The organism is Pelistega suis, assembly GCF_013133795.1.
GTDB classification, from domain to species: Bacteria; Pseudomonadota; Gammaproteobacteria; order Burkholderiales; family Burkholderiaceae_B; genus Taylorella; species Taylorella suis.
Genome location: NZ_JABGBN010000009.1, coordinates 16,968 through 42,632 on the forward strand (window position 1 = coordinate 16,968; position 25,665 = coordinate 42,632).

Annotated in this window: 25 protein-coding genes; 22 read left to right on the top strand and 3 right to left on the bottom strand. The window is 41.7% G+C overall.

Annotated elements, in window-relative coordinates; translation table 11 throughout:
* Positions 1-380 precede the first annotated feature (380 nt).
* From gyrA to HKX39_RS09570, 22 genes are all read left to right on the top strand, one after another.
* Positions 381-3,029 carry a DNA gyrase subunit A gene (gene gyrA, locus HKX39_RS09465; RefSeq protein WP_171681083.1) on the top strand — a complete coding sequence of 883 codons (2,649 nt, stop codon included), beginning with the start codon at positions 381-383 and terminating at the stop codon, positions 3,027-3,029.
* A gap of 77 nt (positions 3,030-3,106) precedes the next feature.
* On the top strand, positions 3,107-4,234 hold the full coding sequence (serC, locus tag HKX39_RS09470) for a 3-phosphoserine/phosphohydroxythreonine transaminase (RefSeq protein WP_171681084.1): 1,128 nt from the start codon (positions 3,107-3,109) through the stop codon (positions 4,232-4,234).
* Positions 4,227-5,318 carry a prephenate dehydratase gene (gene pheA / locus HKX39_RS09475; RefSeq protein WP_171681085.1) on the top strand — a complete coding sequence of 364 codons (1,092 nt, stop codon included), beginning with the start codon at positions 4,227-4,229 and terminating at the stop codon, positions 5,316-5,318. Before serC ends, pheA begins: the two co-directional genes overlap by 8 nt.
* Positions 5,319-5,333: 15 nt before the next feature.
* The gene (locus tag HKX39_RS09480) at positions 5,334-6,218 is read left to right on the top strand and encodes a prephenate dehydrogenase (RefSeq protein ID WP_171681086.1); all 885 of its coding nucleotides are present in this window, start codon (positions 5,334-5,336) and stop codon (positions 6,216-6,218) included.
* A 426-nt stretch (positions 6,219-6,644) separates the two neighbouring features.
* Positions 6,645-7,964: a 3-phosphoshikimate 1-carboxyvinyltransferase gene (aroA, locus tag HKX39_RS09485; RefSeq protein WP_171681087.1), complete on the top strand. Its 1,320-nt coding sequence runs from the start codon at positions 6,645-6,647 to the stop codon at positions 7,962-7,964.
* Positions 7,961-8,617, top strand: coding sequence for a (d)CMP kinase (gene cmk, locus HKX39_RS09490; RefSeq protein ID WP_171681088.1), 657 nt, complete (start codon positions 7,961-7,963; stop codon positions 8,615-8,617). The genes aroA and cmk overlap by 4 nt, the downstream gene beginning before the upstream one ends.
* A gap of 232 nt (positions 8,618-8,849) precedes the next feature.
* The gene (gene rpsA / locus HKX39_RS09495) at positions 8,850-10,562 is read left to right on the top strand and encodes a 30S ribosomal protein S1 (RefSeq protein ID WP_171681089.1); all 1,713 of its coding nucleotides are present in this window, start codon (positions 8,850-8,852) and stop codon (positions 10,560-10,562) included.
* A gap of 2 nt (positions 10,563-10,564) precedes the next feature.
* Positions 10,565-10,867 carry an integration host factor subunit beta gene (locus HKX39_RS09500; RefSeq protein ID WP_171681090.1) on the top strand — a complete coding sequence of 101 codons (303 nt, stop codon included), beginning with the start codon at positions 10,565-10,567 and terminating at the stop codon, positions 10,865-10,867.
* A 107-nt stretch (positions 10,868-10,974) separates the two neighbouring features.
* Positions 10,975-11,313, top strand: a complete 339-nt coding sequence (locus HKX39_RS09505) for a LapA family protein (RefSeq protein WP_171681091.1) — start codon at positions 10,975-10,977, stop codon at positions 11,311-11,313.
* A gap of 11 nt (positions 11,314-11,324) precedes the next feature.
* Positions 11,325-12,539 carry a lipopolysaccharide assembly protein LapB gene (lapB, locus tag HKX39_RS09510; RefSeq protein WP_171681092.1) on the top strand — a complete coding sequence of 405 codons (1,215 nt, stop codon included), beginning with the start codon at positions 11,325-11,327 and terminating at the stop codon, positions 12,537-12,539.
* Positions 12,536-13,465 (top strand): D-glycero-beta-D-manno-heptose-7-phosphate kinase, encoded by a 930-nt coding sequence (gene rfaE1, locus HKX39_RS09515; protein ID WP_171681093.1) that lies wholly within the window; start codon positions 12,536-12,538, stop codon positions 13,463-13,465. The genes lapB and rfaE1 overlap by 4 nt, the downstream gene beginning before the upstream one ends.
* A complete protein-coding gene (gene rfaD, locus HKX39_RS09520) occupies positions 13,462-14,451 on the top strand; it encodes an ADP-glyceromanno-heptose 6-epimerase (RefSeq protein WP_171681094.1) in 990 nt (329 codons plus the stop codon). The genes rfaE1 and rfaD overlap by 4 nt, the downstream gene beginning before the upstream one ends.
* A 127-nt stretch (positions 14,452-14,578) precedes the next feature.
* The gene (locus HKX39_RS09525) at positions 14,579-14,944 is read left to right on the top strand and encodes a ComEA family DNA-binding protein (protein WP_171681095.1); all 366 of its coding nucleotides are present in this window, start codon (positions 14,579-14,581) and stop codon (positions 14,942-14,944) included.
* Between the two features lie 73 nt (positions 14,945-15,017).
* Positions 15,018-15,923 (top strand): cysteine synthase CysM, encoded by a 906-nt coding sequence (cysM, locus tag HKX39_RS09530; RefSeq protein WP_171681096.1) that lies wholly within the window; start codon positions 15,018-15,020, stop codon positions 15,921-15,923.
* 183 nt (positions 15,924-16,106) lie between these two features.
* Positions 16,107-17,084, top strand: a complete 978-nt coding sequence (locus HKX39_RS09535; protein WP_171681097.1) for a P-type ATPase actuator domain-containing protein — start codon at positions 16,107-16,109, stop codon at positions 17,082-17,084.
* Positions 17,085-17,243 (top strand): cbb3-type cytochrome oxidase assembly protein CcoS, encoded by a 159-nt coding sequence (gene ccoS, locus HKX39_RS10695; RefSeq protein WP_171681098.1) that lies wholly within the window; start codon positions 17,085-17,087, stop codon positions 17,241-17,243.
* A 161-nt stretch (positions 17,244-17,404) separates the two neighbouring features.
* On the top strand, positions 17,405-18,874 hold the full coding sequence (ccoN, locus tag HKX39_RS09545; RefSeq protein WP_171681099.1) for a cytochrome-c oxidase, cbb3-type subunit I: 1,470 nt from the start codon (positions 17,405-17,407) through the stop codon (positions 18,872-18,874).
* 11 nt (positions 18,875-18,885) lie between these two features.
* Positions 18,886-19,554: a cytochrome-c oxidase, cbb3-type subunit II gene (ccoO, locus tag HKX39_RS09550; protein ID WP_171681100.1), complete on the top strand. Its 669-nt coding sequence runs from the start codon at positions 18,886-18,888 to the stop codon at positions 19,552-19,554.
* Between the two features lie 14 nt (positions 19,555-19,568).
* Positions 19,569-19,727 (top strand): cbb3-type cytochrome oxidase subunit 3, encoded by a 159-nt coding sequence (locus HKX39_RS09555; RefSeq protein WP_171681101.1) that lies wholly within the window; start codon positions 19,569-19,571, stop codon positions 19,725-19,727.
* Positions 19,728-19,738: 11 nt separating this feature from the next.
* Positions 19,739-20,638, top strand: a complete 900-nt coding sequence (gene ccoP, locus HKX39_RS09560) for a cytochrome-c oxidase, cbb3-type subunit III (protein ID WP_171681102.1) — start codon at positions 19,739-19,741, stop codon at positions 20,636-20,638.
* A gap of 164 nt (positions 20,639-20,802) precedes the next feature.
* Complete coding sequence (gene ccoG / locus HKX39_RS09565; protein WP_171681103.1) at positions 20,803-22,290, top strand: cytochrome c oxidase accessory protein CcoG; 1,488 nt, start codon at positions 20,803-20,805, stop codon at positions 22,288-22,290.
* Positions 22,291-22,308: 18 nt separating this feature from the next.
* Positions 22,309-22,569 carry a FixH family protein gene (locus HKX39_RS09570; protein ID WP_171681104.1) on the top strand — a complete coding sequence of 87 codons (261 nt, stop codon included), beginning with the start codon at positions 22,309-22,311 and terminating at the stop codon, positions 22,567-22,569.
* 171 nt (positions 22,570-22,740) lie between these two features.
* On the opposite strand, the gene HKX39_RS09575 is transcribed toward HKX39_RS09570, so the two are convergent.
* From HKX39_RS09575 to hslO, 3 genes are all read right to left on the bottom strand, one after another.
* Positions 22,741-23,469: a helix-turn-helix domain-containing protein gene (locus tag HKX39_RS09575; protein WP_171681105.1), complete on the bottom strand. Its 729-nt coding sequence runs from the start codon at positions 23,467-23,469 to the stop codon at positions 22,741-22,743.
* Between the two features lie 171 nt (positions 23,470-23,640).
* Positions 23,641-24,609, bottom strand: a complete 969-nt coding sequence (locus HKX39_RS09580; RefSeq protein WP_171681106.1) for a TadE/TadG family type IV pilus assembly protein — start codon at positions 24,607-24,609, stop codon at positions 23,641-23,643.
* 110 nt (positions 24,610-24,719) lie between these two features.
* A complete protein-coding gene (gene hslO / locus HKX39_RS09585) occupies positions 24,720-25,634 on the bottom strand; it encodes an Hsp33 family molecular chaperone HslO (RefSeq protein WP_171681107.1) in 915 nt (304 codons plus the stop codon).
* Positions 25,635-25,665: the final 31 nt, after the last annotated feature.

Genomic DNA, 25,665 nt, shown 5'->3' on the forward strand with positions numbered 1-25,665 from the left:
ACAGTTCTCCCTGTGTTCTCTGAAACATATTAAGTGATTTCTAGCCTTTTTGTGAAAAAAAACCACTATATTTCTTCAGCTATTCCTCTAGTTTGTCGTTTTTTTACACCTCGTGTGGTTAAATTGCAACACAATAAGAAAAGTTAGGCTTTCTTCGAAAAAAATGACGTTTTGAAAAGTGTTCAATCACGAAGTTAAAGTGTTTTCTTAAGTTTGATTTATTAGAGGGAGTCTCATTTTTTAGCAAAAAGTCGTTAAACGCGAAAATCCTCAGCTAAATTGTCAGGAAATGCGGAGTAAAGTCATTCTGTTCGGGAAGAATGGTAAAATCGAATACTTATTCAATTTACAAAAATGGGAATTAAAGACAAGTGAGTAATATGGATTCCTTTGCTAAAGAAACGTTGCCTATTTCCTTAGAAGAGGAGATGCGTCGCAGCTATTTAAGTTATTCAATGAGTGTGATTGTTGGGCGTGCTTTGCCTGATGTGCGAGATGGATTAAAGCCTGTGCATCGTCGCGTATTATTTGCGATGGATAAACTCAACAATAGCTGGAATAGTGCTTATAAGAAGTCGGCACGTATTGTGGGTGACGTTATCGGTAAATATCATCCACATGGTGACCAGGCCGTTTACGATACGATTGTACGTATGGCTCAGGATTTCTCCTTACGTTATATGCTTGTCGATGGTCAAGGTAACTTTGGTTCGATTGACGGTGATAGTGCTGCGGCGATGCGTTATACGGAAATTCGCTTATCAAAAATCGCCCATCAAATGTTGGCCGATATTGACGAGGAAACTGTCGATTTTGGTCCTAACTATGATGGTAGCGAAGAGGAGCCTAAGTTACTACCAACTAAATTGCCTAATCTATTGGTGAATGGTAGTTCGGGAATCGCTGTTGGTATGGCGACTAATATCCCTCCGCATAATTTGGCAGAAGTTATTGACGGCTGCTTATATTGCTTACGTAATCCTGCGTGTACTGTAGATGAACTTATCGAATTAATTCCTGCGCCAGACTTCCCGACAGGGGGCATCATTTACGGTATGAGTGGTGTTCGTGAGGGTTATCGTACGGGTCGTGGTCGTGTCGTCATGCGTGCACGTACACACTTTGAGGACATCGAAGGTAGTAACCGTCAGGTAATTATTGTTGATGAGATTCCATATCAAGTCAATAAGAAAAACCTCCAAGAAAAAATCGCTGAGTTGGTGAATGACAAACGTATTGAGGGTATTTCAGATATTCGTGATGAGTCAGATAAAGACGGTATGCGTCTAGTTATTGAGCTTAAGCGTGGCGAAGTACCTGAAGTGGTGTTGAATAATCTTTTCAAGCATACACAGCTACAAGATACTTTTGGTATGAACTTGGTGGCACTTGTTGATGGTCAGCCTCGTTTATTGAACTTGAAGCAGTTAGTGGATTATTTCTTACAACATCGCCGTGAAGTGGTGACGCGTCGCACGATTTATCGTTTACGCGAAGCACGTAAGAAAGGACACTTATTAGAGGGTCTGGCTGTTGCATTAGCCAATATTGATGAGTTTATTCAAATTATTCGCTCGTCTCCAAATCCAGAGATTGCTCGTGATCGTTTGATGGAGCGTTCTTGGGATTCATCGTTAGTACGAGGTCTTTTGCAAGGGGTGGCAGCGGATAATATTCTTGGCGGTATTAATGCTTACCGTCCAGAGGGGATGAGTGCAGCGTTTGGTTTGCAATCTGATGGTTTATATCGTTTGAGTAAAGAGCAGACAGAAGGCATCTTGGCGATGAGCTTACGTCGCTTAACCGGTCTTGAACAAGATAAAATCATTCAAGAATACGAAGAAGCCATGAAAGTGATTGCTGATTTATTAGATATCTTGGCTAAACCAGAACGTATTACACAGATTATTTCTGATGAACTTACAGAGATTAAAAACGAATTTGCGACCAAAGTGGGTGATGTACGCCGTTCGCAAATTGAGTTTAATGGTGGTGAGTTAGATACAGAAGATTTAATTACACCAACAGATATGGTGGTGACCATGTCTAACAGTGGCTACATTAAGAGCCAACCATTATCGGAGTATCGTTCACAAAAACGTGGTGGTCGTGGTAAACAGGCGACGGCTATGAAAGAAGATGATTGGATTGACCAATTATTTATTGCGAATACCCATGATTATTTATTATGTTTCTCTAATCATGGCCGCGTGTATTGGTTAAAAGTATGGGAAGTACCTCAAGGTACGCGCACTTCTCGTGGTAAGCCGATTGTGAATCTTTTTAGCCTACAAGAGGGCGAACGTATCACGGTGGTATTGCCAGTCAAAGAGTTTACAGATGATCGTTATGTCTTTATGGCTACATCACAAGGTACGGTGAAGAAAACGCCATTATCTGACTTCTCTAATCCTCGTAAAGCGGGTATTATTGCCGTGACTTTAGATGAGGGAGATTACTTAATTGGCGCTGAGCTTACTGACGGTCAGCATGATGTGATGCTATTTTCGGACGCAGGCAAAGCCGTACGTTTTGATGAGAATGATGTTCGCTCGATGGGACGTACAGCGCGTGGTGTCCGTGGTATGAATCTCGAAGAAGGGCAGTCAGTTATCTCTATGCTGGTTGCAGGTGATGAGCAGCAAAGCGTCTTAACTGCCACAGAAAATGGTTTTGGTAAACGTACTTCTATTACTGAATATACACGTCATAGCCGTGGTACTAAGGGTATGATTGCTATCCAAACATCTGAGCGTAATGGCAAAGTGGTGGCTGCTGTATTAGTTAATCCAACAGATGAAATTATGTTGATTACAACAGGCGGTGTTCTTGTTCGTACTAAGGTTGAGCAAATTCGCGAAATGGGGCGTGCGACACAAGGTGTTACTCTTATCAAGGTAGATGAGGGGACAGTATTGTCAGGTATTCGTCGTGTTGCAGAATCTGATGCTGATGAAGAAGATGATCCTGAAACTGAAGGCTCCGAAGGAGCTACCTCTCAAGAGAATACAGCGGATACTCAAGAGTAATAAAGTATGAGAATAAATGGGTGAACCGGTTGTGTTTGCCCATTTTTATTTATTGAATTGAAAACAGAGGAATAAAAATGGCAGTGTGGAATTTTTCTGCAGGACCGTCAAAACTACCTACTGAGGTATTGGAACAAGCAGCTGCTGAAATGCTAGATTGGCATGGTAGTGGTATGTCTGTGATGGAAATGAGTCATCGTGGTGCTGAATTTACTCAGATTTGTGATGAGGCAGAAGATGATTTACGTACCTTGATGGCCATTCCGGATGATTATGCCGTCATGTTTATGCAGGGTGGTGCTACGGCTGAAAATGCGATTATTCCAATGAATTTATTGGAAACTCGTCCCGCAAAAACAGCAGACTATGTGCTTACAGGATCATGGTCGGTAAAGTCTTATAAAGAGGCGCAACGGTTTGGTCAAATTAACGTAGCAGCCACAAGCAAATCTGTGCGTGAGTTTGAGGGTAAAACGTATGGTGAGTTTTGTTGGGTTCCTGATGTTAATGAGTGGAAAGTCAATCCAGAAGCCTCTTATTTACACATTTGTACCAATGAAACGATTGGTGGTGTAGAGATGTTTGAGATGCCTAATATGGCAAATTTGGGTGTTGCAGATGTTCCTTTAGCATTGGATATGTCATCCCATATTTTGGCGCGTCCATTTGATGTGACACAGGCTGGGCTTATCTATGCCGGTGCGCAAAAGAATGCTGGTCCTGCCGGCGTGACGATTGTGATTGTTAAACGTGACTTATTAGGTAAAGCGATGCCGTATTGTCCATCTGCTTTTGATTTTGCTAATGTGGCGGCGGAGCGTTCACGTTTTAATACACCACCTACGTATAGTATTTATATTTGCGGTCTAGTGTTTAAATGGTTGCTCAAAAATGGTGGCTTAACAGCAATGGCAGCTCGTAATCAAGCCAAGGCCGATTGTTTATATAATGCATTAGATGCGAGTGATTTTTATCACAATATGGTTCATCCAGCATATCGTTCACAAATGAATGTTCCGTTTATTCTTCGCGATGAGAGTTTAAATAGTGCCTTCTTGGAAGGAGCAAAACAACGTGGTTTATTGGCACTAAAAGGTCATAAATCCGTGGGTGGTATGCGAGCGTCTATTTATAATGCAATGCCTTTAGAAGGTGTTCAAGCTTTAGTGGATTACTTGAAAGAATTTGAGCGTTCTCATGGATAAAAAAGATTTACAAGCAGCTCTTTTACCTTTGCGTAAACGTATTGATGCTATTGATGAGCAGTTATTAGCCTTATTAAATGAGCGTGCCCAAGTAGCGATTGAGGTGGGTGAAGTAAAGCATGCTTTTGGCGAAACAGATGTGATTTTAAAGCCAGAACGTGAAGCACAAATTATTCGTCGCTTGCAGCAATTAAATCATCGTCAAACCTTCCCAGAAGAGGCTGTGCAAGCTGTTTGGTCTGAAGTTATTTCCGCTTGTCGGGGTCTAGAGAGAGGCTTGGTCGTGGCCTATTTAGGGCCAGAAGGTTCTTTTTCTGAGCAAGCGGCTTTGTCCTATTATGGACATGCTATCCAAAAAATGCCTTGCGTCTCTTTTGATGAAGTCTTTCGTGCTGTAGAAACTGGCCGTGCGAATGTGGGCATGGTTCCAGTAGAGAACTCGACAGAGGGAGCCGTAAACCGTACACAAGACTTGTTATTAACGAGTATGCTAAAGGTGCATGGTGAGCGTACATTGCCAATTCGTCATTGTCTATTACATAAAACAGGCGATTTAAAAGAGGTGACACGCTTATTGGGACACCCTCAAGCATTAGCCCAATGCCATCAATGGTTGAGTATGAATTATCCTCAATTGGAGCGTGTACCTGCCGCTAGTAATTCAGAAGCGGCTAAGCAAGCAGCCGAAGACCCCACTTGTTTGGCAATTGCGGGGATACAAGCTGCCATGATTTATGGCTTGAATGTCGTGCAAGAAGGCATTCAAGATGATGCGAATAATAAAACACGGTTCTTAGCCTTAGGTAAGATTGATGCTTTGCCAAGTGGTAAAGATCAGACGAGTTTAATTTTTGCTGTACCGAATAGAGCGGGTGCGGTATACGATATGATTTCTCCTTTTGCTAAACATAAAGTTTCTATGACACGCTTTGAGTCTCGTCCAGCACGTACCGGGCAGTGGGAATATTATTTCTATGTAGACATCCTTGGACACCAACAAGACAGTAATGTCGCACAAGCCTTAGCAGAGCTCAAAGAGCAGTCTTCTTTCTTTAAGATTTTGGGTTCTTATCCAATGCAATAATGGGCGACAGATGTAATGGCAATGGTAGAAAAAATAGATGTATTGGGTGTTATCGGTGTTGGTCTTATTGGAGGGTCATTTGCTTTAGGTTTAAAACATGCAGGTAAAGTACAGCAGGTTTTAGGCTATGGTCGAGATGAGAAAAGTATTGCACAAGCAAGAGCATTGGGACTGATTGATAAAAGCGTTAGCATTGCAGAAATTGCTCAGCAGGCGGATGTGATAGTGATTGCAACACCTGTAAAGGCCTTTCCAAATGTATTGCGAGAGTTGGCACCGCATTTGCGTGCGGAAACTATTGTGAGTGATGTGGGTAGTACTAAAGCAGAGGTTATTCGTCAAGCACGAGAAATACTTGGAGATAAAATAGGACAGTTTGTTCCTGCTCATCCTATCGCTGGCTCACATACCTCAGGACCGACAGCTGCAATTCCGGATTTATTTCAAGATCGAAACGTGATTATTACTCCACTAGCAGAAAATAGTGCGGCTTCTGTGGAGTTAATGACGGAGTTATGGCAATGTTGTGGAGCGAAAGTACAACTATTAGCGCAAAGCAAAGATCATGATGATATTTTTGCCGCAGTGAGCCATTTCCCTCATTTTTTGGCAGCGAGCTATATGTCGTTTATGGAGTCTGATCCAGTACGCCAACAAGCATTGAAGATGGGTGGGACCGGATTTAGAGATTTTACACGTATTGCAGCAGGCTCACCCGAAATGTGGCGTGATATTTTTCTCAGTAACCAAGAAGCGATGTTAGAGCAGATGACCGCTTTTGAAAAAGAATTTGCTTATATACGAGGACTCTTAGAGAATAAAGATGCAGAAGGGCTTTATGATTGGTTAGATAAAGCTGCCAAAACCAGAAAGGAATGGAAACTTCTGGACAGCGAATAAGCGATTGACGCTTATTCGCTGCCTGAAGTTTCTGAGCGCCATGTAAGGCGCGAAGTGGGCAACTTCTGTAAGGAAGTTTCTGAGCGCCATGTAAGGTGTGAGTGGATAAGTTAAGACCAGAAATAGCACGAGTGTGCTATTTCGCGCTTAACGCATCGGAGTGATATGCAAATCACGACGTGGATAAAAGTTAAGACCAGAAATAGTGCGAGTGCACTATTTCGCGCTTAACGCATCGGAGTGATATGCAAATCACGACGTGGATAAAAGTTAAGACCAGAAATAGTGCGAGTGCACTATTTCGCGCTTAACGTATCGGAGTGATATGCAAATCACGACGTGGACCAGCTTCTGAGAGGAAGTGGACCAACTTCTGAGAGGAAGTTTCTGAGCCCCTAAAAAAATTATCAAGAGTAAGGATTAGATATGACAGAAAAATTAGAATATATAGATTTGCCTGTGGCTAGACAAGCAAAAGGCGAAATGACATTACCCGGCTCAAAGAGTATTTCTAACCGTGTATTATTGATTGCAGCTTTAGCCAAAGGGCAAACAAAAATTTCTGGCTTATTGGATTCTGATGATACAAGAGTAATGTTGGCTGCTTTGCAAACACTGGGTGTACGGTTAGATAAACAAGATGAACAAAGTTATATCGTACATGGTATTGATGCCGTTCAAAGTGATGGTTTTCCTAATAAAAAAGCAGATATTTTTTTAGGCAATGCAGGGACCGCTTTCCGCCCATTGACGGCGGCTTTAGCCGTATTGGGTGGTGATTACTATCTACATGGTGTACCACGTATGCATGAGCGCCCCATTAAAGATTTAGTGGAATCTTTAGTCTCATTTGGTTGCGATGTGGAGTATAAGCAAAACTTAGGCTATCCACCTTTACAAATCAATAAAGCGACATTGACGGTAAATGCACCTATTGAAGTAGATGGATCTGTTTCAAGCCAGTTTTTAACAGCTTTATTGATGGTATCGCCTCTAATCGCTCATCGAATTCAACAAGATGTCGTATTGCAAGTGAAAGGTGAGCTGATTTCTAAACCTTATATTGCCATTACACTAAATTTAATGGAACGTTTTGGTGTTAAAGTGCAGCATGAAAATTGGTCGCGTTTTGTTGTGCCTGCTGGGGTGAGTTATCAAGGTGTAGAGAATATGCATGTAGAAGGAGATGCTTCATCAGCGTCATACTTTATGGCATTGGGCTTGCTTGGTAAAGGTCCTGTGCGTTTGAATGGTGTAGGTAAACAGAGTATCCAAGGTGATATTGAATTTGCCAAAGTTCTCGAACATATGGGTGCTCGTATTCGTATGAGCGATAACTATATCGATGTTGAGGGCGGAGATAAGCCTTTACGTGCTTTTGACATGGATTTTAACCTGATTCCTGATGCAGCGATGACAGCAGCCGTATTAGCGCTCTATGCGGATGGTCCTTGTATGTTGCGTAATATTGCGAGTTGGCGAGTCAAGGAAACCGATCGTATCGATGCGATGCACAAAGAATTAGAAAAGTTGGGTGCCATCGTATCATCTGGTTCAGATTGGTTACGTGTAGAGGCTCCGAAAGAGTGGCGTACAGCGAGTATTGATACTTATGATGACCATCGTATGGCCATGTGTTTTTCATTAGCAGCGTTTGGTCCTGTGAGTGTGCGAATTATGGATCCAAATTGTGTGGCAAAAACCTTTCCGACATATTTTGATATTTATCAGGAGTTGGTGAAATGAATTTAATTACGATTGATGGACCCAGTGCTTCGGGTAAAGGTACTGTAAGTAATCTTGTGGCAAAGGCTTTAGGATGGGATGTTTTAGATTCAGGTGCACTATATCGAATTAGTGCCTATGCTGTACAGACAAAGGACATCAATCCGGAAGATGCACAAACCATTGCCGAGGTCGTTGGAAAATTGGATATTAAATTCCAAGAAGGTGAAGTATGGGTGGATGGCGTAGAAGTGAGTGATATTTTACGTCAAGAAAGCACAGGCAAAATGGCTTCAAAAATAGCGGCTTACCCAGAGCTGCGAGCGGCTTTATTGGATAGACAACGCAACTTTATTCATGGCGTGCCTGGTTTAGTAGGGGATGGACGTGATATGGGGACAGTTATTTTCCCTAATGCACCTTTAAAAATTTTCTTAGTAGCGGATGTGAATGAGCGAGCGAATCGCCGTTATAAACAATTAGTCGATAAAGGTGTCGTAGCTAATTACGATGAAATCCTTGCTGACCTCCAACGACGTGATGACCAAGATATGAATAGAGCCGTCGCACCACTTAAACCCGCAGATGACGCGGTGGTAATTGATTCAAGTCATATGGGGATTCAAGACGTGGTGGATAGTATATTAAAAGAGTGGGCAAAGAAAAGTACATAGCTAGAGTATTATCTCAATATGAAATTTGTCAGAATATCCATAACCACTTGAACCACAACGCTTTTTTATATAAAATCATTTATTCCCTCTAAAAGGGATCGGTTCCCCTATGCTCTAAACCTAGTAGGTAAGGCGTAGGGTATTGTTTAACTCCGCTGATGATTACATTGTACTGTCCTTAGTTAATGTAGTGATTGGTGTGTTTTTACAGCGCAAGCTGTTGGATATTTTAATGTCAACTATCAATTTACAAGACGCCTTAGGTGGCGAAAGCTTTGCAGATTTATTCTCTGAAAGTGTTAAAAACCAAGATATGAAATCAGGTGAGGTGATTTCAGCCGAAGTAGTTCGTGTAGAGCACAACTTCGTTGTTGTAAACGCTGGTTTAAAATCAGAGTCTTACATTCCTCGTGAAGAATTCTTAAACGATCAAGGCGAAATCGAAGTACAAGCAGGTGACTTCGTTTCTGTAGCGATCGACTCTTTAGAAAACGGTTATGGCGATACTATTCTTTCTCGCGACCGTGCTAAGCGTTTATCTGCTTGGTTATCATTAGAAAAAGCGCTTGAATCAGGCGAAATGATTACAGGTACAATCACTGGTAAAGTTAAAGGTGGTTTAACTGTAATGACTAACGGTATCCGTGCTTTCTTACCAGGTTCTTTAGTTGACGTACGTCCAGTAAAAGACACAACACCATACGAAGGCAAGACAATGGAATTCAAAGTTATTAAGCTTGATCGCAAGCGTAATAACGTAGTTCTATCTCGTCGTTCAGTTCTTGAAGAGAACATGGGTGAAGAGCGTCAAAAACTACTTGAAAACCTACAAGAAGGTTCTGTGGTTACTGGTGTTGTTAAAAACATCACTGACTACGGTGCATTCGTTGATTTAGGTGGTATCGACGGTCTATTACACATCACTGATATGGCATGGCGCCGTGTTCGTCACCCATCTGAAGTATTGACTGTAGGTCAAGAAGTTGAAGCGAAAGTTCTTAAGTTTGATCAAGACAAGAACCGTGTATCTCTAGGTGTTAAACAATTAGGCGAAGATCCATGGGTCGGTTTAGCTCGTCGTTACCCACAAGGTACTCGTTTATTCGGTAAAGTAACGAACTTAACTGACTACGGTGCATTCGTAGAAGTTGAAACAGGTATCGAAGGTTTAGTACACGTTTCTGAAATGGACTGGACTAACAAAAACGTGGATCCACGTAAAGTTGTTAGCCTAGGTGAAGAAGTTGAAGTTTCTGTATTAGAAATCGATGAAGATCGTCGTCGTATTTCTTTAGGTATGAAACAAACTCGTGCTAACCCATGGGAAGAGTTTGCTAATAACTTCAAAAAAGGCGACAAGATTAAAGGCGCTATCAAGTCAATCACTGACTTCGGCGTGTTTATCGGTTTAGCTGGTGGTATCGACGGTTTAGTTCACTTATCTGACCTATCTTGGAATGAGTCTGGTGAAGAAGTTGTTCGTAACTACAAAAAAGGCGATGAAATTGAAGCAGTTGTTCTTGCTATCGACACAGAAAAAGAGCGTATCTCTTTAGGTGTTAAGCAATTAGAAGGTGACCCATTCAATAACTACGCTTCTGCAAACGACAAAGGTGCAATCGTATCTGGCGTTGTTAAATCTGTAGAGCCAAAAGGTGCGGTAGTTTCTTTAGACGTTGACGTTGATGGTTACTTACGTGCTTCTGAATTATCTACTGGTCGTGTAGAAGATGCGACAACAGTACTAAAAGAAGGCGACAAAGTTGAAGCGATGATTCTAAATATCGATCGCAAAGCTCGTTCTATCCAGTTATCAGTTAAAGCACGTGATAATGCTGAAACAGCTGACAAATTAGAAAGCTTAAACGATGCAGCGGCTTCTTCTGGTACAACAAATCTAGGTGCTTTATTAAAAGCTAAACTAGACCAGGCTAAAGACGAGTAATCGTGACAAAATCAGAGTTAATCGAGGCCTTAGCGGCGAGCTATCCACAGCTCGCTGTGCGCGATATGGATTTAGCGGTTAAAACGATGTTGGATGCAATGACAGATGCGTTATCGCAAGGTCAACGTATTGAAATACGTGGTTTTGGTAGCTTTTCTTTATCGCAACGAGCCCCCCGTGTTGGGCGCAATCCCAAAACTGGTGAGCAAGTTGAGGTGCCTGGAAAACGTGTGCCTCACTTTAAAGCTGGTAAAGAACTGCGCGAAAGAGTGGATTTTGTTTTTAAGAAGTCGATAGCACAATAATTTGTCATTGTTGTTCTAAGACTTTAGTAAGCCAAAGCCCGAGAGTAATCTCGGGCTTTTTCTATGTTTCTGCTATAATGAACTAATCTTGAAAATGGGGATTTTATATGCGTTATATTATCTGGGCTTTACGTTTAATAGTATTTGTATTGGTTGTCCTATTTGCGATTAAAAATACAGCCGGTGTCGATATTAACTTTTTCGGTAGCGCTACGCTGACAGGTATTCCTTTAATCATCGTTATTCTGGCATCGTTTATGCTTGGTGCTTTTTACATGTACTTATTGAATCTACCCACACGTTTTGCGCGTGGTCGAGAGATTACGCGTCTTAAAGGTGAAGTTCAGCATTTACAGACAGACTTGCAACATCTGCAAGAGGTAAAACCAGGCACACAAGTGGTCACTACTGTTACACCACCAGATGGTTTTGTGGCAAATAAATAGGAGCGTTTCTCTTGGACTTTGAAAGTTGGTGGTTGATTGTTATTCCCATTGTCTTTGGTTTGGGTTGGTTTGCGTCTCGTTATGATTTGCGTCAGATGTTGTCTGAGTCGCGTTATCTGCCGGAGTCTTATTTTAAAGGCTTAAATTTTTTATTAAATGAGGATCATGACAAAGCAATTGATGCTTTTGTGGAAGTGGCTAAGCTAGATACTGAAACGACAGAACTGCATTTTGCCTTAGGAAGTCTTTTCCGTCGTCGAGGAGAGATTGAGCGTGCTATTCGTGTTCATCAAAGTCTATTAAATCGTGCCGATTTACCAGCCAAAGATCAAGAGCAAGCAAGGTTTGAGTTAGCACAAGACTATCTTAAAGCGGGTATGTTTGATCGTGCAGAAGAGGCCTTTCAGCAAACACTTCAAGGGACTTATGCTTTAGCGTCTACACGTGCTTTAATTCGTATTTATGAAGCGGCACATGATTGGCCACGTGCGATTGAAACGGTTAAACATTTACAAGGCCTGCTCTCAGAGCCGGTGCCGCAGCTTGTCCACTATTATTGTGAATTAGTAGATTTATCGCTTGCTGCCAAACCACCTAAGATTGAGCAAGCGCATAGTGATTTAGAACAAGCGGAATTTGCTTTGTCACAATTGCCAGAAGCCACAAAACAAGGGGCAGCCAATGCACGAATTACCATGCTTCATGCCAAGATTTCTGCTTTAGAAGGTGATGCGTTGAAAGCACGTCATTACTTAGAAACTATGTTTATGGTTGCTCCTGAATACGTAGGTCTGATTGCACAGAATTTATTAGATGGCTATGTACAGACTGGAGAGGGTGAGAAAGGCCTGTCTTTATTGCGACAACATTATCGCCAATATCCATCGCTGGATTTATTTAATGTTATTTTTAAATATTTACGTACTCAAGTTGGCATGAATCCTGCATGGGAGTTTGCGAGAGAGTCTTTAGTCGTATCGCCATCTTTATTGGGACTAGATAAGTTACTTGAAGTTGAATTAAAAGCAGAAGGTGATAATAAACCGCAAATTTTACCTGAGTTAGAGCTTGATTTATTGCGTAAGATGATACATAAGCATACACAGCGTTTAGATCGCTATGCTTGCCAACATTGTGGTTTCCAAGCCCGTGCTTTTTATTGGCAATGCCCGGGATGTAATCTTTGGGAAACCTATGCGCCTAAACGTCTTGAGGAACTTTCATGAGTCGTTTTCCCCTCGAAGAAATTCAATCAAAAAAAATTCTAGTTATCGGCGATTTGATGTTGGATCGCTATTGGTTTGGTGAAGTCGATCGTATTTCGCCAGAAGCTCCCGTTCCTGTGGTTCATGTTGCTCGCCGAGAAGATCGTTTAGGGGGGGCGGCGAATGTGGCGCGTAATATTCGCGCACTAGGTGCACAAGCGTCCTTATTGGGTATTGTGGGCGATGATGAAGTGGGCAAAAAGATTCACTCACTTTGTACAGAAGCGGGTATTCAGGCGCATTTAGTGGTGGATTTCACGATTGACACAACACTAAAAATGCGCGTATTAGGGCGACAACAGCAGCTATTACGTATTGACTTTGAATATCCTCCAAGTGCTACTGCATTAGGTCAATTAGATCAGCAAGTGAAATCATTGGTGGAGTCGCATGATGCTTTAGTCTTGTCTGATTATAATAAAGGTGTGCTAACACATGTACAAGCCATGATTGCGTATGCGCGTACTAAAGGTATTCCCGTTTTAGTGGATCCTAAAGGCACAGATTATCAGCGTTATGAGGGGGCGAGTTTAGTTACGCCTAATCGCTCTGAAATGACGCAAGCGGTCGGTACATGGCATTCAGAAGATGAGTTAACCCAAAAGGCCAACGCATTACGTCAGCGATTGTCATTAGATGCTTTATTGGTGACGCGCTCAGAACAGGGAATGACGTTATTTGCCGCAGAGGGGCGCTCTCATGTCAATGCTCAAGCACATGAGGTTTATGATGTCTCAGGTGCGGGTGACACGGTATTAGCCACATTGGCAGTAACACGAGCTACTGGTATGCCGTGGAGCCAAGCAATCTTGTGGGCAAATAAGGCAGGTGGTATCGTGGTAGGTAAGTTAGGAACATCTATTGTAACGGCAGAGGAATTATTATGATCGTAGTCACAGGTGCGGCGGGTTTTATCGGCAGTAATATTGTTAAAGGGCTGAATGCACGCGGTATTACGGATATTATTTGTGTCGATGATTTAAGTGATGGTCCCAAATATGTGAATTTAGTGGATTGTCAGATTGCGGATTATCTTGATAAGGATGATTTTCGTGCTTTAGTGCGTAACAATCAATTACCTCCTGTGCGCGCTATTATTCATCAAGGGGCTTGCTCTGATACGACAGAGCAAGACGGTCGCTATATGATGGATAATAATTATCGTGTCACCTTAGAGTTGTTTGAGTATTGCCAAGCGCATAAGATTCCTTTTATTTATGCCTCAAGTGCGGCAGTTTATGGTGCGTCTGAGCATTATGCAGAGGATATTGCTAATGAAGCGCCTCTTAACGTTTATGGTTACTCTAAGTTTTTATTTGATCAGGTAGTACGTCGTCGTTTTAATACACTGACAGCACAAGTAGTGGGGCTACGTTATTTTAATGTTTATGGTCCTCGCGAACAGCATAAAGGTCGTATGGCCTCAGTAGCTTTTCATAATATGGGTCAATTCCAACGTGATGGTTATTTAAAACTCTTTGGTGGTTATGACGGTTGGGGTAATGGTGAACAAAGCCGTGATTTTATCTCTGTGGAAGATGTAGTTAAGGTGAATTTATTCTTCCTCGACAACCCAGATAAATCGGGTATCTTTAATTGCGGTACAGGTCGTGCACAGCCGTTTAATGATGTGGCACGTGCTGTCATTACACATTTAGATAATGAGAATTTAAGTCTTGAAGAGATGGTAGCAGCGGGTAAATTGCGCTATATCGAATTCCCTGAGGACTTAAAAGGTCGCTATCAAAGTTTTACCCAAGCAGACTTAACGAATCTGCGTGCTGCTGGGTATACTGAGGAGTTTCTTGATGTACATACAGGAATTGGTCGTTATATTGCCGAGTTAAAACGGATAAATAAACTACCTAAGTAAGTAGTTTTACGCATGGATAAACACTTGTTTGTCCTATTTTCAAAAAATCTTCCCATGAGTAAGCTGACTATTTTGGAGGCTAAAAATGAGGAAGATTTTTTTATTTTTATGGATATATTGTTGTGCTTTGAGTAGTAGTTTTGCTTTGGATGGCTTGGTGGTGGAAGTCAATGAAGCAACTGAAAAACAATTAGTACAGTTAAAGGGGATAGGGAGCAAAACGGCGCAGTTGATTATCCAAGAGCGTCAACGGGCAGGGGCTTATCGTTCTGTACAGGAGTTTAGTGCCAGAATAAAAGGTATGGGCAAGAAAAAAATTGAAAAGCTTCTGCAGCAGGGAATGAGGGTAAATGGTCAAGCAACATTTACTGTGCCATCAGTTGAGAAAAGTTTGCGCAGTGCTACCGTAGACTCTTATGTTTCTTCGTCGAAAAAGGAGGAGACCGCAGAGGGAAAAATGATGTATGTTAGACCAAAACAATTGAGTCCTTAGGGGTATATGACGGCTTGCGGGCTTTGATGAAAACCGTTATAGTGCGGAGAGTGAGTTACTCTATAACGCCTAGATGATGAAAAAATACCCAACGATTGAAGATACCATTGGTGCAACGCCTTTAGTGCGGTTGCAACGCATAGCAGCTGATATTTGCTCAGAAAATAATAATGTCATTCTGGCCAAACTAGAAGGCAATAATCCAGCAGGTTCGGTAAAAGATCGTGCGGCGATGTCGATGATTCGTCAGGCAGAATTGGAGGGCATTATTAAGCCCGGTGATACTTTAATTGAGGCGACGAGTGGCAATACAGGTATTGCGTTGGCGATGGCGGCTGCTATTCGAGGTTATAAAATGATTCTTATCATGCCAGATAATCTGTCGGTAGAACGTCGTCAAGCAATGAAGGTGTATGGGGCGGAGTTTATTCTAACGCCCGCAGAAGCAGGAGGGATGGAGTACGCTCGAGATTTGGCATTGCAGATGCAAGCAGAGGGCAAGGGGATTGTACTTAATCAATTTGCTAATCCAGCCAATCCCTTAGCCCACATTGAAGGTACAGGGCCGGAGTTATGGCAACAAACCTCAGGGGAAATTACGCATTTTGTTTCTGCAATGGGAACGACAGGGACAATTACGGGGGTAGCGACCTATCTTAAGTCGCAAAAACCAACGGTTCATATCATTGGGGCGCAGCCTGCACCGGGTGCATCTATTCCGGGGATTCGTAAATGGTCAGAAGCGTATCAACCGGAGATTTATCGACCAGAGCTGGTGGATGACTTTGAATTGATTGAGCAGTTGGAAGCTGAGGAAATGGCAAGACGACTAGCACGAGAAGAGGGTATTTTTGCTGGTATTTCTTCTGCAGGTGCTTTGGTGGCGGCTATTCGGACGGCAAAACGTGTTAAAAATGCGACGATTGCCTTTATTGTGTGTGATAGAGGGGATCGCTACTTATCATTAAATATCTTTTAATGCATTTAATTGATAACTAAAATCTATCTTTTTGTCTATAAAATATTTTATTCCGAGTATTTTCATCAGGTAATGTAAAATATTAGACAAAAATCAAATAATTATTTGAAACATTTATCTTGATTTTTAAATGAGTGTTTTATAATAGAGCATCCCGCGTTTGATGTGGGTATAAGTAACGTTATGAAACCAGTTTCGATATTTGCTATTCCATCCGATTTGCCCCATGAGGAGCGCCATAAGCGTCGCCAGATGTTGGCTCGCTTGGGTTTGGCATGGCTGGTGATGATGCAGGTGATGATGTTTGCATTCCCCGGTTATGTGCGCAATGATTATTTGCACAGTGATAGTTTAGCGACTTTGGATGCAGCTATTGTTGTCTTAAATTGGATTAGTTTTGCGATGACTATCCCAGTCTTGCTTTATTGTGCGAGTCCAGTCTGGTCGGGTCTTTTCCAGAAGTCTAGTTATGGTTCATGGATTAATATGAACTGGCCAGTTGCGTTGGGGATTTTAGTGGCGTTTGTTCCAAGTGCGATAGCAACATGGACTAATCAAGGCGAAGTGTATTTTGAATCTATTGCGATGTTTATCGCCTTTTTATTGACCGCACGTTATTTAGAGTTTGCAGCGAATCAGTCAGCACAATTTGCCAAAGGACATAGTGAGCCACTTTTAGAAAATGTACGTATTGAATTAACAAAGCGCGCTGACCGTATTGCATTTTTATTTATTACCATCCAAATTATTCTTGCTGTAGTGACAGCATTGGTATGGTATGTCTATATTGATCAACAACACGCTATCCCCGTGTTGGTATCATTGTTTGTTATGAGCTGTCCTTGTGCAATGGCGATGGCTGTGCCAACAGCTTCCTCGGCGGCACAAGCGGTATTTTTATATCAACCTTCTTTTACGACTGAACAAAAAGAACAAATTATCCAAAAAACTGTTCAGTGTGCAAACCAGAATTTATATGGGTCTTTAGTGTGGCATCTTTTGATGACTCCTTTAGCTATGTTGGGCATTGTTGCGCCATGGTTGGCAGCGATTACGATGTTGGTCTCGTCACTGGCTGTGGCATGGAATGCTTATCGTATGTATAAAAAATTAATTAAAAGTACAGTGGAAGGTGCATTACGTACCTCGATGGTGAGTTAAGTGGATGCATTTTTTTTACTTATCGCACTAGCGGTGCTTTTTGTGATTTTTATTGGCGTGGCTCTCTATTGGGCAGTGATTTCTGGTCAGTTTGATGATGTTCAGAAAAATGCGAGTTCAATTTTAGAGGATGACGACTCAGTAAATCCTGATAAATGATTATGGTGTAGCGCCGTTTATTTATTGATTGTGATACGCTGTAACACATTTTTCAGGTTAAATTTTGTACAATCTTGTCAGACTTGATTTATTCCGAATAAGGGATGACAAGACAATACAAATAAGGGAAATAGTTGTTTTTTTAATAAGAGGAAGGTCCTATGCGTACTTTAAACGCTAACGAAACCGAAACCTTTAACTACAAGGTGGTTCGGCAATTCGCGATCATGGCTGTGGTCTGGGGAATTGTAGGCATGTTTGTAGGGGTGTTTATTGCAGCCCAACTTGTTTGGCCTCAATTAAACTTCGTAGATTTTTTAGGCTATGGTCGTCTACGTCCATTACATACTAATGCGGTGATTTTCGCTTTTGGTGGTAGTGCTTTATTTGCGACTTCTTACTATGTGGTACAACGTACCTGTCATACGCGTTTATTCGCAAGTGGCTTGGCGTCATTCACATTCTGGGGTTGGCAATTAATTATCGTATTGGCAGCAATCACTTTACCAGCAGGTTTTACAAGTTCAAAAGAATATGCTGAATTAGAGTGGCCAATCGATATTCTTCTCACATTGGTGTGGGTGGCTTATGCGATTGTGTTCTTTGGTACGATTATCAAACGTCGTGTTAAACACATCTATGTAGCTAACTGGTTCTACGGTTCATTTATTTTAACTGTGGCAATCCTACACATTTTCAATAACATTGAAATGCCAGTTGCTGGTGAGCTATTTAAATCTTACTCTGCTTATGCAGGTGTACAAGATGCGATGGTTCAATGGTGGTATGGTCATAATGCAGTAGGTTTCTTCTTGACGACCAGTTTCTTGGGTATGATGTATTACTATGTACCTAAACAAGCAGGTCGTCCAGTATTCTCATATCGTTTATCTATCGTTCACTTCTGGGCGTTAGCATTTACATATATGTGGGCAGGACCTCACCACTTGTTATACACAGCGTTACCTGACTGGACACAAAGCTTAGGTATGGCGTTCTCGTTAATCCTTTTAGCTCCGTCTTGGGGTGGTATGGTTAACGGTATCATGACGCTATCTGGCGCGTGGCATAAACTACGTACAGATCCAATCTTAAAATTCATGGTAACTGCATTATCTTTCTACGGTATGTCAACATTTGAAGGTTCAATGATGTCTATCCGTACGGTGAATGCATTATCTCACTACACAGAATGGACTGTTGCTCACGTACACTCTGGTGCCTTAGGTTGGGTAGCGATGATTACTTTTGGTAGCTTGTACTACACAATCCCACGTCTATGGGGTCGTACAGAAATGGCGAGCAAAGGTTTAGTTGAATTACACTTCTGGATTGCGACAATTGGTGTGGTGCTATACATCGCTTCAATGTGGGTAGCTGGTGTAATGGAAGGTTTAATGTGGCGTGCGGTGGAAGCTGACGGTACATTGACTTACTCTTTTGTACAAGCACTTGAAGCTAAAAAGCCATTATTAATGATTCGTTTCTTAGGTGGTGCATTATTCCTAACAGGTATCGTATTGATGTTTGTAAACATCATTATGACTATCAAAGGTCAAAAAGTTGTAAATCCTGCTGTTCCAGCACCAGCTGAGCATGATGCAGATCATAAAGCAGCAGCAGCGGTTTAAGGAGAATAAGAATGGCTAGTAATAATAAATTTTTCTCTCATGCAACCATTGAGAAAAACATCAGTATTTTGATTATCCTATCAATTTTGGTAGTGTCATTTGCTGGTTTAGTGCAAATTGTTCCTTTATTCTTCCAACACTCAACAACAACGCCAGCTCCTGGTGTAAAACCACTAAATGCATTGCAATTAGTGGGACGTGATGTGTTCATCAAAGAGGGCTGCTTCGGCTGCCACAGCCAACAAGTTCGTGTGTTGGCGTCAGATGTTCAACGTTATGGTCCTTACTCAGTAGCAGGTGAGAGCGTGTATGAGTATCCATTCTTGTGGGGTTCTCGCCGTATGGGTCCAGATCTTGCGCGTGTGGGTGGTCGTTATTCTGACGATTGGCACCGCATTCACTTACGTGACCCGCGTGTCTTCGTAAAACAATCGAATATGCCTGCATACCCATGGTTACAACATAAAGACGTGTCTAACGAAAATGTTCAAAACCGTATGCGTGCTCTAAACAAAGTACATTCTTTCCATCATGGTCAAGGTATGTACTCTGAAGAAGAGATTGCTAAAGCACCTGAATTACTGAAAGGTAAGACAGAAGAAGATGCGGTGATTGCTTACTTACAAAACCTTGGCGTAGGTTATGTGGCTGAGCTTCGTAAGCAAGAACAAGGCAAATAATAGGAGTACCAAAAATGGCTTTCTTGAATGGTCTAATGACCATTGTCTCGATGGCGGTATTTTTTGGAATTGTCTGGTGGGCTTGGTCAAAAGGCCGAGTAAAAGATAATCAGGAGGCGGCTGCATTGCCGTTCTCCCTACCAGATGAAGAAGATTCAGATCTTAAAAATTGAGAGGTTAAATCATGAGTGATTTCATTAGTAGCGGTTGGAGTTACTGGGTCACCATTATTGCATTAGGCGGTGTTGCCTTTTGTTTATGGCTATTATTTACTCAACGTTCTTTCCTTAAGAAAGATGTAGAGGCTGATAATACAGGTCATGAATGGGACGGTATTACGGAGTATAACTACCCAGTGCCAACGTGGTGGACAGTAATGTACGTGGGTCTATGTGCTGTAGGCTTAGGTATTATGTTCTTATATCCAGCTTTAGGTTCTAATCCAGGTCAAGTTGGCTATACTTCTGCCAAACAAGCAGAGGAAGAAAAAGCAGCTTACTTAGAAAGCTTAAAGCCAGTATATGCAAAATTCGATGGTCAAACGATTGAACAATTGGCGGCTAACGAAGATGCACGTAAACTTGGTGAGCGTTTATTCTTAAATAACTGTGCACAATGTCACGGTTCTGACGCAAAAGGTTCTCCTAACTTCCCTAACTTAACTGATTCTGATTGGTTATGGGGTGGTAAACCAGAGCAAATTCATCAGACAATTACTGAAGGTCGTCATGGTATGATGGCGCCATTAGCAGCAGTAGTATCTAATGAAGAAGCTAACCAAATTGCGCACTATGTACGTTCATTATCTGGTTTGAGCAGTGACCCAACATTAGCACCATTAGGACAAGTGAAGTTCCAAGCTGTTTGTGCGGCTTGTCATGGTATGGATGGTAAGGGTAACCAATTATTAGGTGCACCTAATCTAACAGACGATGTTTGGTTAAATAGCTCATCTCGTGAAGTGATTGTTAAAACGATTCTTGAAGGCCGTTCTGGTATCATGCCAGCCCAAAAGAATACGTTAACACCCGAGCAAATCAAGATGTTAGCAGCTTATGTGTGGGGTTTATCTAACAATAAATAATTTACATTTATTGTTACAATAAATCCAACTGCGACGCGTGGCTTTTCGTTAAGAGGACCACGCGTCGTTGTACAATGAGAAACTGGAAGTAGATTACTTATGGACTTTAGTTATATAAAGTCTATAAGTAATGATGGAAAGTCACACACAAAAGGAAAGATTTAATGAGTAATGAAAATCAAAAGCCTACTCAGGAAGATGATATCCCAGATTGGCAACCAGTCACGTTGAAAATTTCTGATGAAGAAAATGAGCGTTTGGTGCGAGAGGCGACGGCTAAGATTTATGCACGCTCAGTAAAGGGGCGATTTGCGAATTGGCGTATTTTTATGGTGCTTTTTACGCAAATCATTTATTACGGCTTACCGTGGTTACAGTGGAATGACCGTCAAGCATTTTTGTTAGATTTAAGTGCACGTAAATTCTATTTCTTTGGTCTAGTGTTATGGCCACAAGACATTTTTTATCTAGCGATTATTCTCATTGTATCGGCTTATGGCCTATTCTTATTTACTGCCTTAGCGGGACGACTTTTCTGTGGATATGCCTGTCCGCAAACGGTGTATACCGAGATTTTTATGTGGGTAGAGCGTTGGGTTGAAGGCGATCGTGTTCAGCGTATGCGTTTGGATACTTCTCCTTGGAGTTTCACTAAATTTCGCCTTAAAGCCACCAAACAAATCTTATGGATTTTAATTGCTATCTGGACAGGCTTTACCTTTATTGGTTACTTTTCCCCTGTCCGAGAGTTAGTCGGACAAGTGCTAGATTTTGATTTAAGTGCGGCACAGTGGTTCTGGTTCATCTTCTATGGTTTTATGACCTATTTGATGGCAGGAGTATTACGTGAGTCAGTATGTAAGTTTATGTGTCCCTATGCACGTTTCCAAAGTGTGATGGTGGACAAAGATACTTATATCGTTACCTATGATAAAAAGCGTGGTGATCCACGCGGTAAACGTTCTAAGAAAGTTGATCCTAAAGAGCAGGGCTTAGGGGATTGTATTGATTGTACAATCTGTGTACAGGTATGCCCGACGGGTATTGATATTCGCAATGGTCTTCAATATATGTGTATTGGCTGTGGTGCCTGTATTGACGCCTGTGATGATGTGATGGACAAGATGAATTACCCACGTGGTTTGATTCGTTACACATCAGAATATGGTATGGAGAATGGTTTAGATAAGAAACAAGTACGTAATCGTTTATTCCGTCCTCGAGTATTTGTTTATGTAGGGTTATTGGCCTTGTTTATTATTGGCTTGGTGACGTCTATTAGTTTACGTACACCACTTAAGGTGGATGTGGTACGTGACCGTGGTGCTCTGGGACGCGAGATTCCGGGTGATTTAATTGAAAATGTGTATAGCATTCAAGTAATTAATATGACAGATAAAGCAGAGCCTGTAGCAATTGAGGTCACTGGTGATGCAATGGCGAATGCCAAAGTTTTACTTGAAAATACGCCAGGTAATACGATTACAGTTGAACCATTTACAAATCAATGGATTCCATTAGTTATCCAAGCACCATTGAGTGATTTAAAACGTGGTGAAATTTATAAGATTAATATTTGGGCTAAAACAACGAGCGAAGAGAGTGGTAAGCTAGAGGCTGATGAAGAAAGTAGCTTCTATGTCCCTAATTAGTCGATAAGGTAAGGAAATATGGCAGAACGTGATTTAGATAAACATCCTAATCCTTGGTATAAAGAGCCATGGCCGTGGATATTGATGGCAGGTCCTTTTCTGGCGATTATTGGTTGTGTTATCACTATTTATTTGGCATTTACAAATAATAATGATGCTAAAGTACATATCGAAGGGTACCGTCAAGGCAAATTCGTAAGCCGTGACGGTAAGGATATTCCTAATGTATTTGGTGAGAAACCAACCTTACCAACAGAAGAGCAAAAGAGCTCGAATTAATCCAGATAAGACGAAAAGGGGTGTTGTTTTCAATACCCCTTTAGTATAAGTTGAAAACCTTTGTTTTATGAACTGAGCCAGACTTGGGCAGTTGAGTTAAACAAAGGTTTTTGTGTTTAAATGCTTTTGAGCGTTTTAATGAGCGCTGTACTCTCTATGCAATAATTGTTTTTATGCGTGCTCTGTTTTAAGTAGATTGAATAAGGCAGAGCGGTCGAGGATTTTAATTGTTCGTTGTTGAGTTTGAATCAAGCCTTCTTTTTGAAAGCGTGAAAAAAGTCGACTGGTCGTTTCGAGCGTTAAGCCTAGATAGTTACCTATTTCCTCTCGACTCATGCGCAGACGGAATTCTTGGGATGAGTAGCCTAGACGTGTAAAGCGTTCTGACATATCTAGAAGAAATGAGGCGAGTCGTTGCTCAGAGCGTAAAGCTCCGAGAGAGAGGAGTTGTTGGTGTGAGCGAGAAATCTCGCCTGTTAATAAACGATTAACTTGGTGTTGCAGTGGCGGTAGTTGTTGAGAGAGTGTAGCAAGGTCATCCGTATGCATCACACAGACTTCCGTATCTTCTAAGGCAACGGCATGGGATAAATGCTGACCCGTTGCCATGCTGTCTAAACCAAATACTTCACCAGGTAAAAAGAACCCCGTAATTTGTGAGTGCCCATTATGATTTTCAATGTGCGTTTTGATAGTACCTGTGCGGATACTATAAATAGCATTCGCCTTATGACCAATGCGATAGAGAAACTCTCCCTTAGGGATACGAATTCGTTCCTTTACTAGTTCGGCGAGACGTTCAATATCTTCTGAACCCATTCCATGAGGCATACAAATATGCCCTAACATACAGTTAGCGCAATGAATAGATTCCTCATTTAATAATAGGCGTTTAATCATATAGACGAAGGGGCTATGGGAGTCAGAATAAAGTCTATATTTTAAAGCTTTTATCTATGAAAATAAAATTTTTAATAGGTTTTTTAAAAATATCTGACGGTATTTATCATGCAGGGCTACATTGTTTGCTTAGTAGAAGGGGTGCGCCTTATCGAGTGTATGATTTAGCACTTAGGCGCAACAAAGACTAATCCCACATAGTGGATGATTGTGGTCAGGCACAGTTGTGGCATTTTCTACAGTAGACGGTGTTTCTTCTGTTGGTGGAGTATATCCCTGCGCTGGTGTTGATGAGGGATAGGTGTTTGAGGGTGAACTAGGTGAAGATGGCGTGGGTAAAGATGTGCGATTGGCTGATACGGTTGATTGCGTATGAGGATCGCACCAGATGCCATGGCAAACCTCTGTGGTTGGTATATGGCTTGGGTGGTTAGTGGTGATTGCCTTTGTACTAGGGTGACTAGTGATTACTTTTGTCGTACTTTGCCATTGCACAGGATGTGACTGCATACTGATAGACAAATCGTGTTGTATGGGTAGAAAACCATGAGAAAGCAGGGTGGCGGTATGCGCTTCTGTATAAAAATGTCGGAGCTGCTTAAAGAGAAATTTCATCCCGGGTACAATAGGTTCGTAAGCATAGCTTAAAGACATAGAGAGCGTGTTTGCTTCATAAATGCTTTCTTGTGATAGAGAGCCTAAACCTTTACGATGATGTTGCTCTTTTTGGTAATTATTATCAATGGCGTAAAGTCCGGTTTGTTGGGCAATATCGAGGTCTTTACGGTGGAAATCGAGAAAATGTTCGTGTGTCGGTGATTGTAAAATGATTCGCCAAGCAGGTAATTGAGTGATGTTTTCGACTTTTTGTAGATAACGTTGTTTCTGCTTACTAGGGTCAGGCGCTGAAGCAAAAAGAGGGTCGAGTGCTTGTTCAAAGTGATGGGCTATTTGCTCTGGCATAGCATGATGTACGCTACCTGCTCTTGCGGCTTCTACTAAGGCAAGATTAAGTAAATGGCGAGTATGATGCCAACGCGTTAGCTCGTATCCTCCCATGCCTAAGAGTAGGGTAGGTATGGCCGTTAATAAAAACTCTGTGCTTGAAAAAGCTTGGCGATAAAAAAAAGAAGTTAGCACACTGATTCCCCTGATGAATAAGAGTAATTAGTGTGCTAGTGTTTAGTCCAAAAAACTATTGTGGAAACTACAGATGGATAAAAATAGCCTAGTTGTCAGACCTGTGTTTATTAATGTGTGTGCTGGCTTTCTTGAGAACTTGCACCGGCTATAAAAAGTTTGGCACTATCAATGGCATCAAAGGTATAAGGTTTGCCACAGAAGTCACAATGAACCTTGATTTCGTTTTGTTCGGCAAGAATACTTTCTACTTCGGCAATGCCGAGCATTTTGAGCATATCAGCGACTCTTTCACGCGAGCAGTTACAATACCAAGATACCGCTTGAGGTTCGTAAGGGATAAGATTTTCTTCCCAGAAGAGACGATGAATAAGCGTATCTTCATCAATCGCTAATTGCTCATCCGCTTTGATGGTATTGGTCAAATGTACTGCACGTTCCCAAGAGCTTTCTGCGATAGCACTATCGACCTCTTTACCACCGCCGTGAGGTAAGCGCTGTAATAATAATCCCGTTGCTTTATGCTCATTGGCAGCTAAATAGAGGCGAGTATCCAATTGCTCAGAACTACGCATATAGAGCGAAAGTACATCAGCGACGGTTTCTCCAGTAAGAGGAACAATTCCTTGGTAAGCTTGCTGACCTTCTTGGCGATTATTGGGGTCAAGTACAACAATAAAGCGACCATTATGATTAGCATTGAGCAGGCTTTGGAGATTATCTGTGTCTTTAATCACAAACTCTTGGCGTGTTTTAATGGTTGCACGGACTTGAAGTGCTTGATTGCATTCTACGACGATGAGAGCAATAGGGCCGTCTCCTTGCAATTGCAGGACGAGTGAGCCATCAAATTTAATATTTGAGGCAAGCAATACGGCTGCAGCGCTAAGCTCACCAAGTAAGTTACGAAGAACAGGGTGATATTGCTGATGTTCTAAGGTATCTTGCCATGTTTGGCTGAGGTTAACGGTTTGGACACGTAAGCTACGATCCTCGAATAAATATTTTTTAAGTGAGTCTTTCATGCAAAACTATATGGGGTTGTTTAAATATAAA

Excerpts from the sequence above, each read along its gene's own strand:
- pheA (WP_171681085.1), top strand. The coding sequence starts at position 4,227 with ATGGATAAAAAAGATTTACAAGCAGCTCTTTTACCTTTGCGTAAACGT.
- cmk (WP_171681088.1), top strand. The coding sequence starts at position 7,961 with ATGAATTTAATTACGATTGATGGACCCAGTGCTTCGGGTAAAGGTACT.
- rfaD (WP_171681094.1), top strand. The coding sequence starts at position 13,462 with ATGATCGTAGTCACAGGTGCGGCGGGTTTTATCGGCAGTAATATTGTT.
- HKX39_RS09480 (WP_171681086.1), top strand. The coding sequence starts at position 5,334 with ATGGCAATGGTAGAAAAAATAGATGTATTGGGTGTTATCGGTGTTGGT.
- ccoG (WP_171681103.1), top strand. The coding sequence starts at position 20,803 with ATGAGTAATGAAAATCAAAAGCCTACTCAGGAAGATGATATCCCAGAT.
- rpsA (WP_171681089.1), top strand. The coding sequence starts at position 8,850 with ATGTCAACTATCAATTTACAAGACGCCTTAGGTGGCGAAAGCTTTGCA.
- HKX39_RS09535 (WP_171681097.1), top strand. The coding sequence starts at position 16,107 with ATGAAACCAGTTTCGATATTTGCTATTCCATCCGATTTGCCCCATGAG.
- HKX39_RS09575 (WP_171681105.1), bottom strand. The coding sequence starts at position 23,469 with ATGATTAAACGCCTATTATTAAATGAGGAATCTATTCATTGCGCTAAC.
- HKX39_RS09570 (WP_171681104.1), top strand. The coding sequence starts at position 22,309 with ATGGCAGAACGTGATTTAGATAAACATCCTAATCCTTGGTATAAAGAG.
- aroA (WP_171681087.1), top strand. The coding sequence starts at position 6,645 with ATGACAGAAAAATTAGAATATATAGATTTGCCTGTGGCTAGACAAGCA.
- HKX39_RS09555 (WP_171681101.1), top strand. The coding sequence starts at position 19,569 with ATGGCTTTCTTGAATGGTCTAATGACCATTGTCTCGATGGCGGTATTT.
- gyrA (WP_171681083.1), top strand. The coding sequence starts at position 381 with ATGGATTCCTTTGCTAAAGAAACGTTGCCTATTTCCTTAGAAGAGGAG.
- ccoP (WP_171681102.1), top strand. The coding sequence starts at position 19,739 with ATGAGTGATTTCATTAGTAGCGGTTGGAGTTACTGGGTCACCATTATT.
- cysM (WP_171681096.1), top strand. The coding sequence starts at position 15,018 with ATGATGAAAAAATACCCAACGATTGAAGATACCATTGGTGCAACGCCT.
- hslO (WP_171681107.1), bottom strand. The coding sequence starts at position 25,634 with ATGAAAGACTCACTTAAAAAATATTTATTCGAGGATCGTAGCTTACGT.
- ccoN (WP_171681099.1), top strand. The coding sequence starts at position 17,405 with ATGCGTACTTTAAACGCTAACGAAACCGAAACCTTTAACTACAAGGTG.
- ccoO (WP_171681100.1), top strand. The coding sequence starts at position 18,886 with ATGGCTAGTAATAATAAATTTTTCTCTCATGCAACCATTGAGAAAAAC.
- serC (WP_171681084.1), top strand. The coding sequence starts at position 3,107 with ATGGCAGTGTGGAATTTTTCTGCAGGACCGTCAAAACTACCTACTGAG.
- rfaE1 (WP_171681093.1), top strand. The coding sequence starts at position 12,536 with ATGAGTCGTTTTCCCCTCGAAGAAATTCAATCAAAAAAAATTCTAGTT.
- HKX39_RS09505 (WP_171681091.1), top strand. The coding sequence starts at position 10,975 with ATGCGTTATATTATCTGGGCTTTACGTTTAATAGTATTTGTATTGGTT.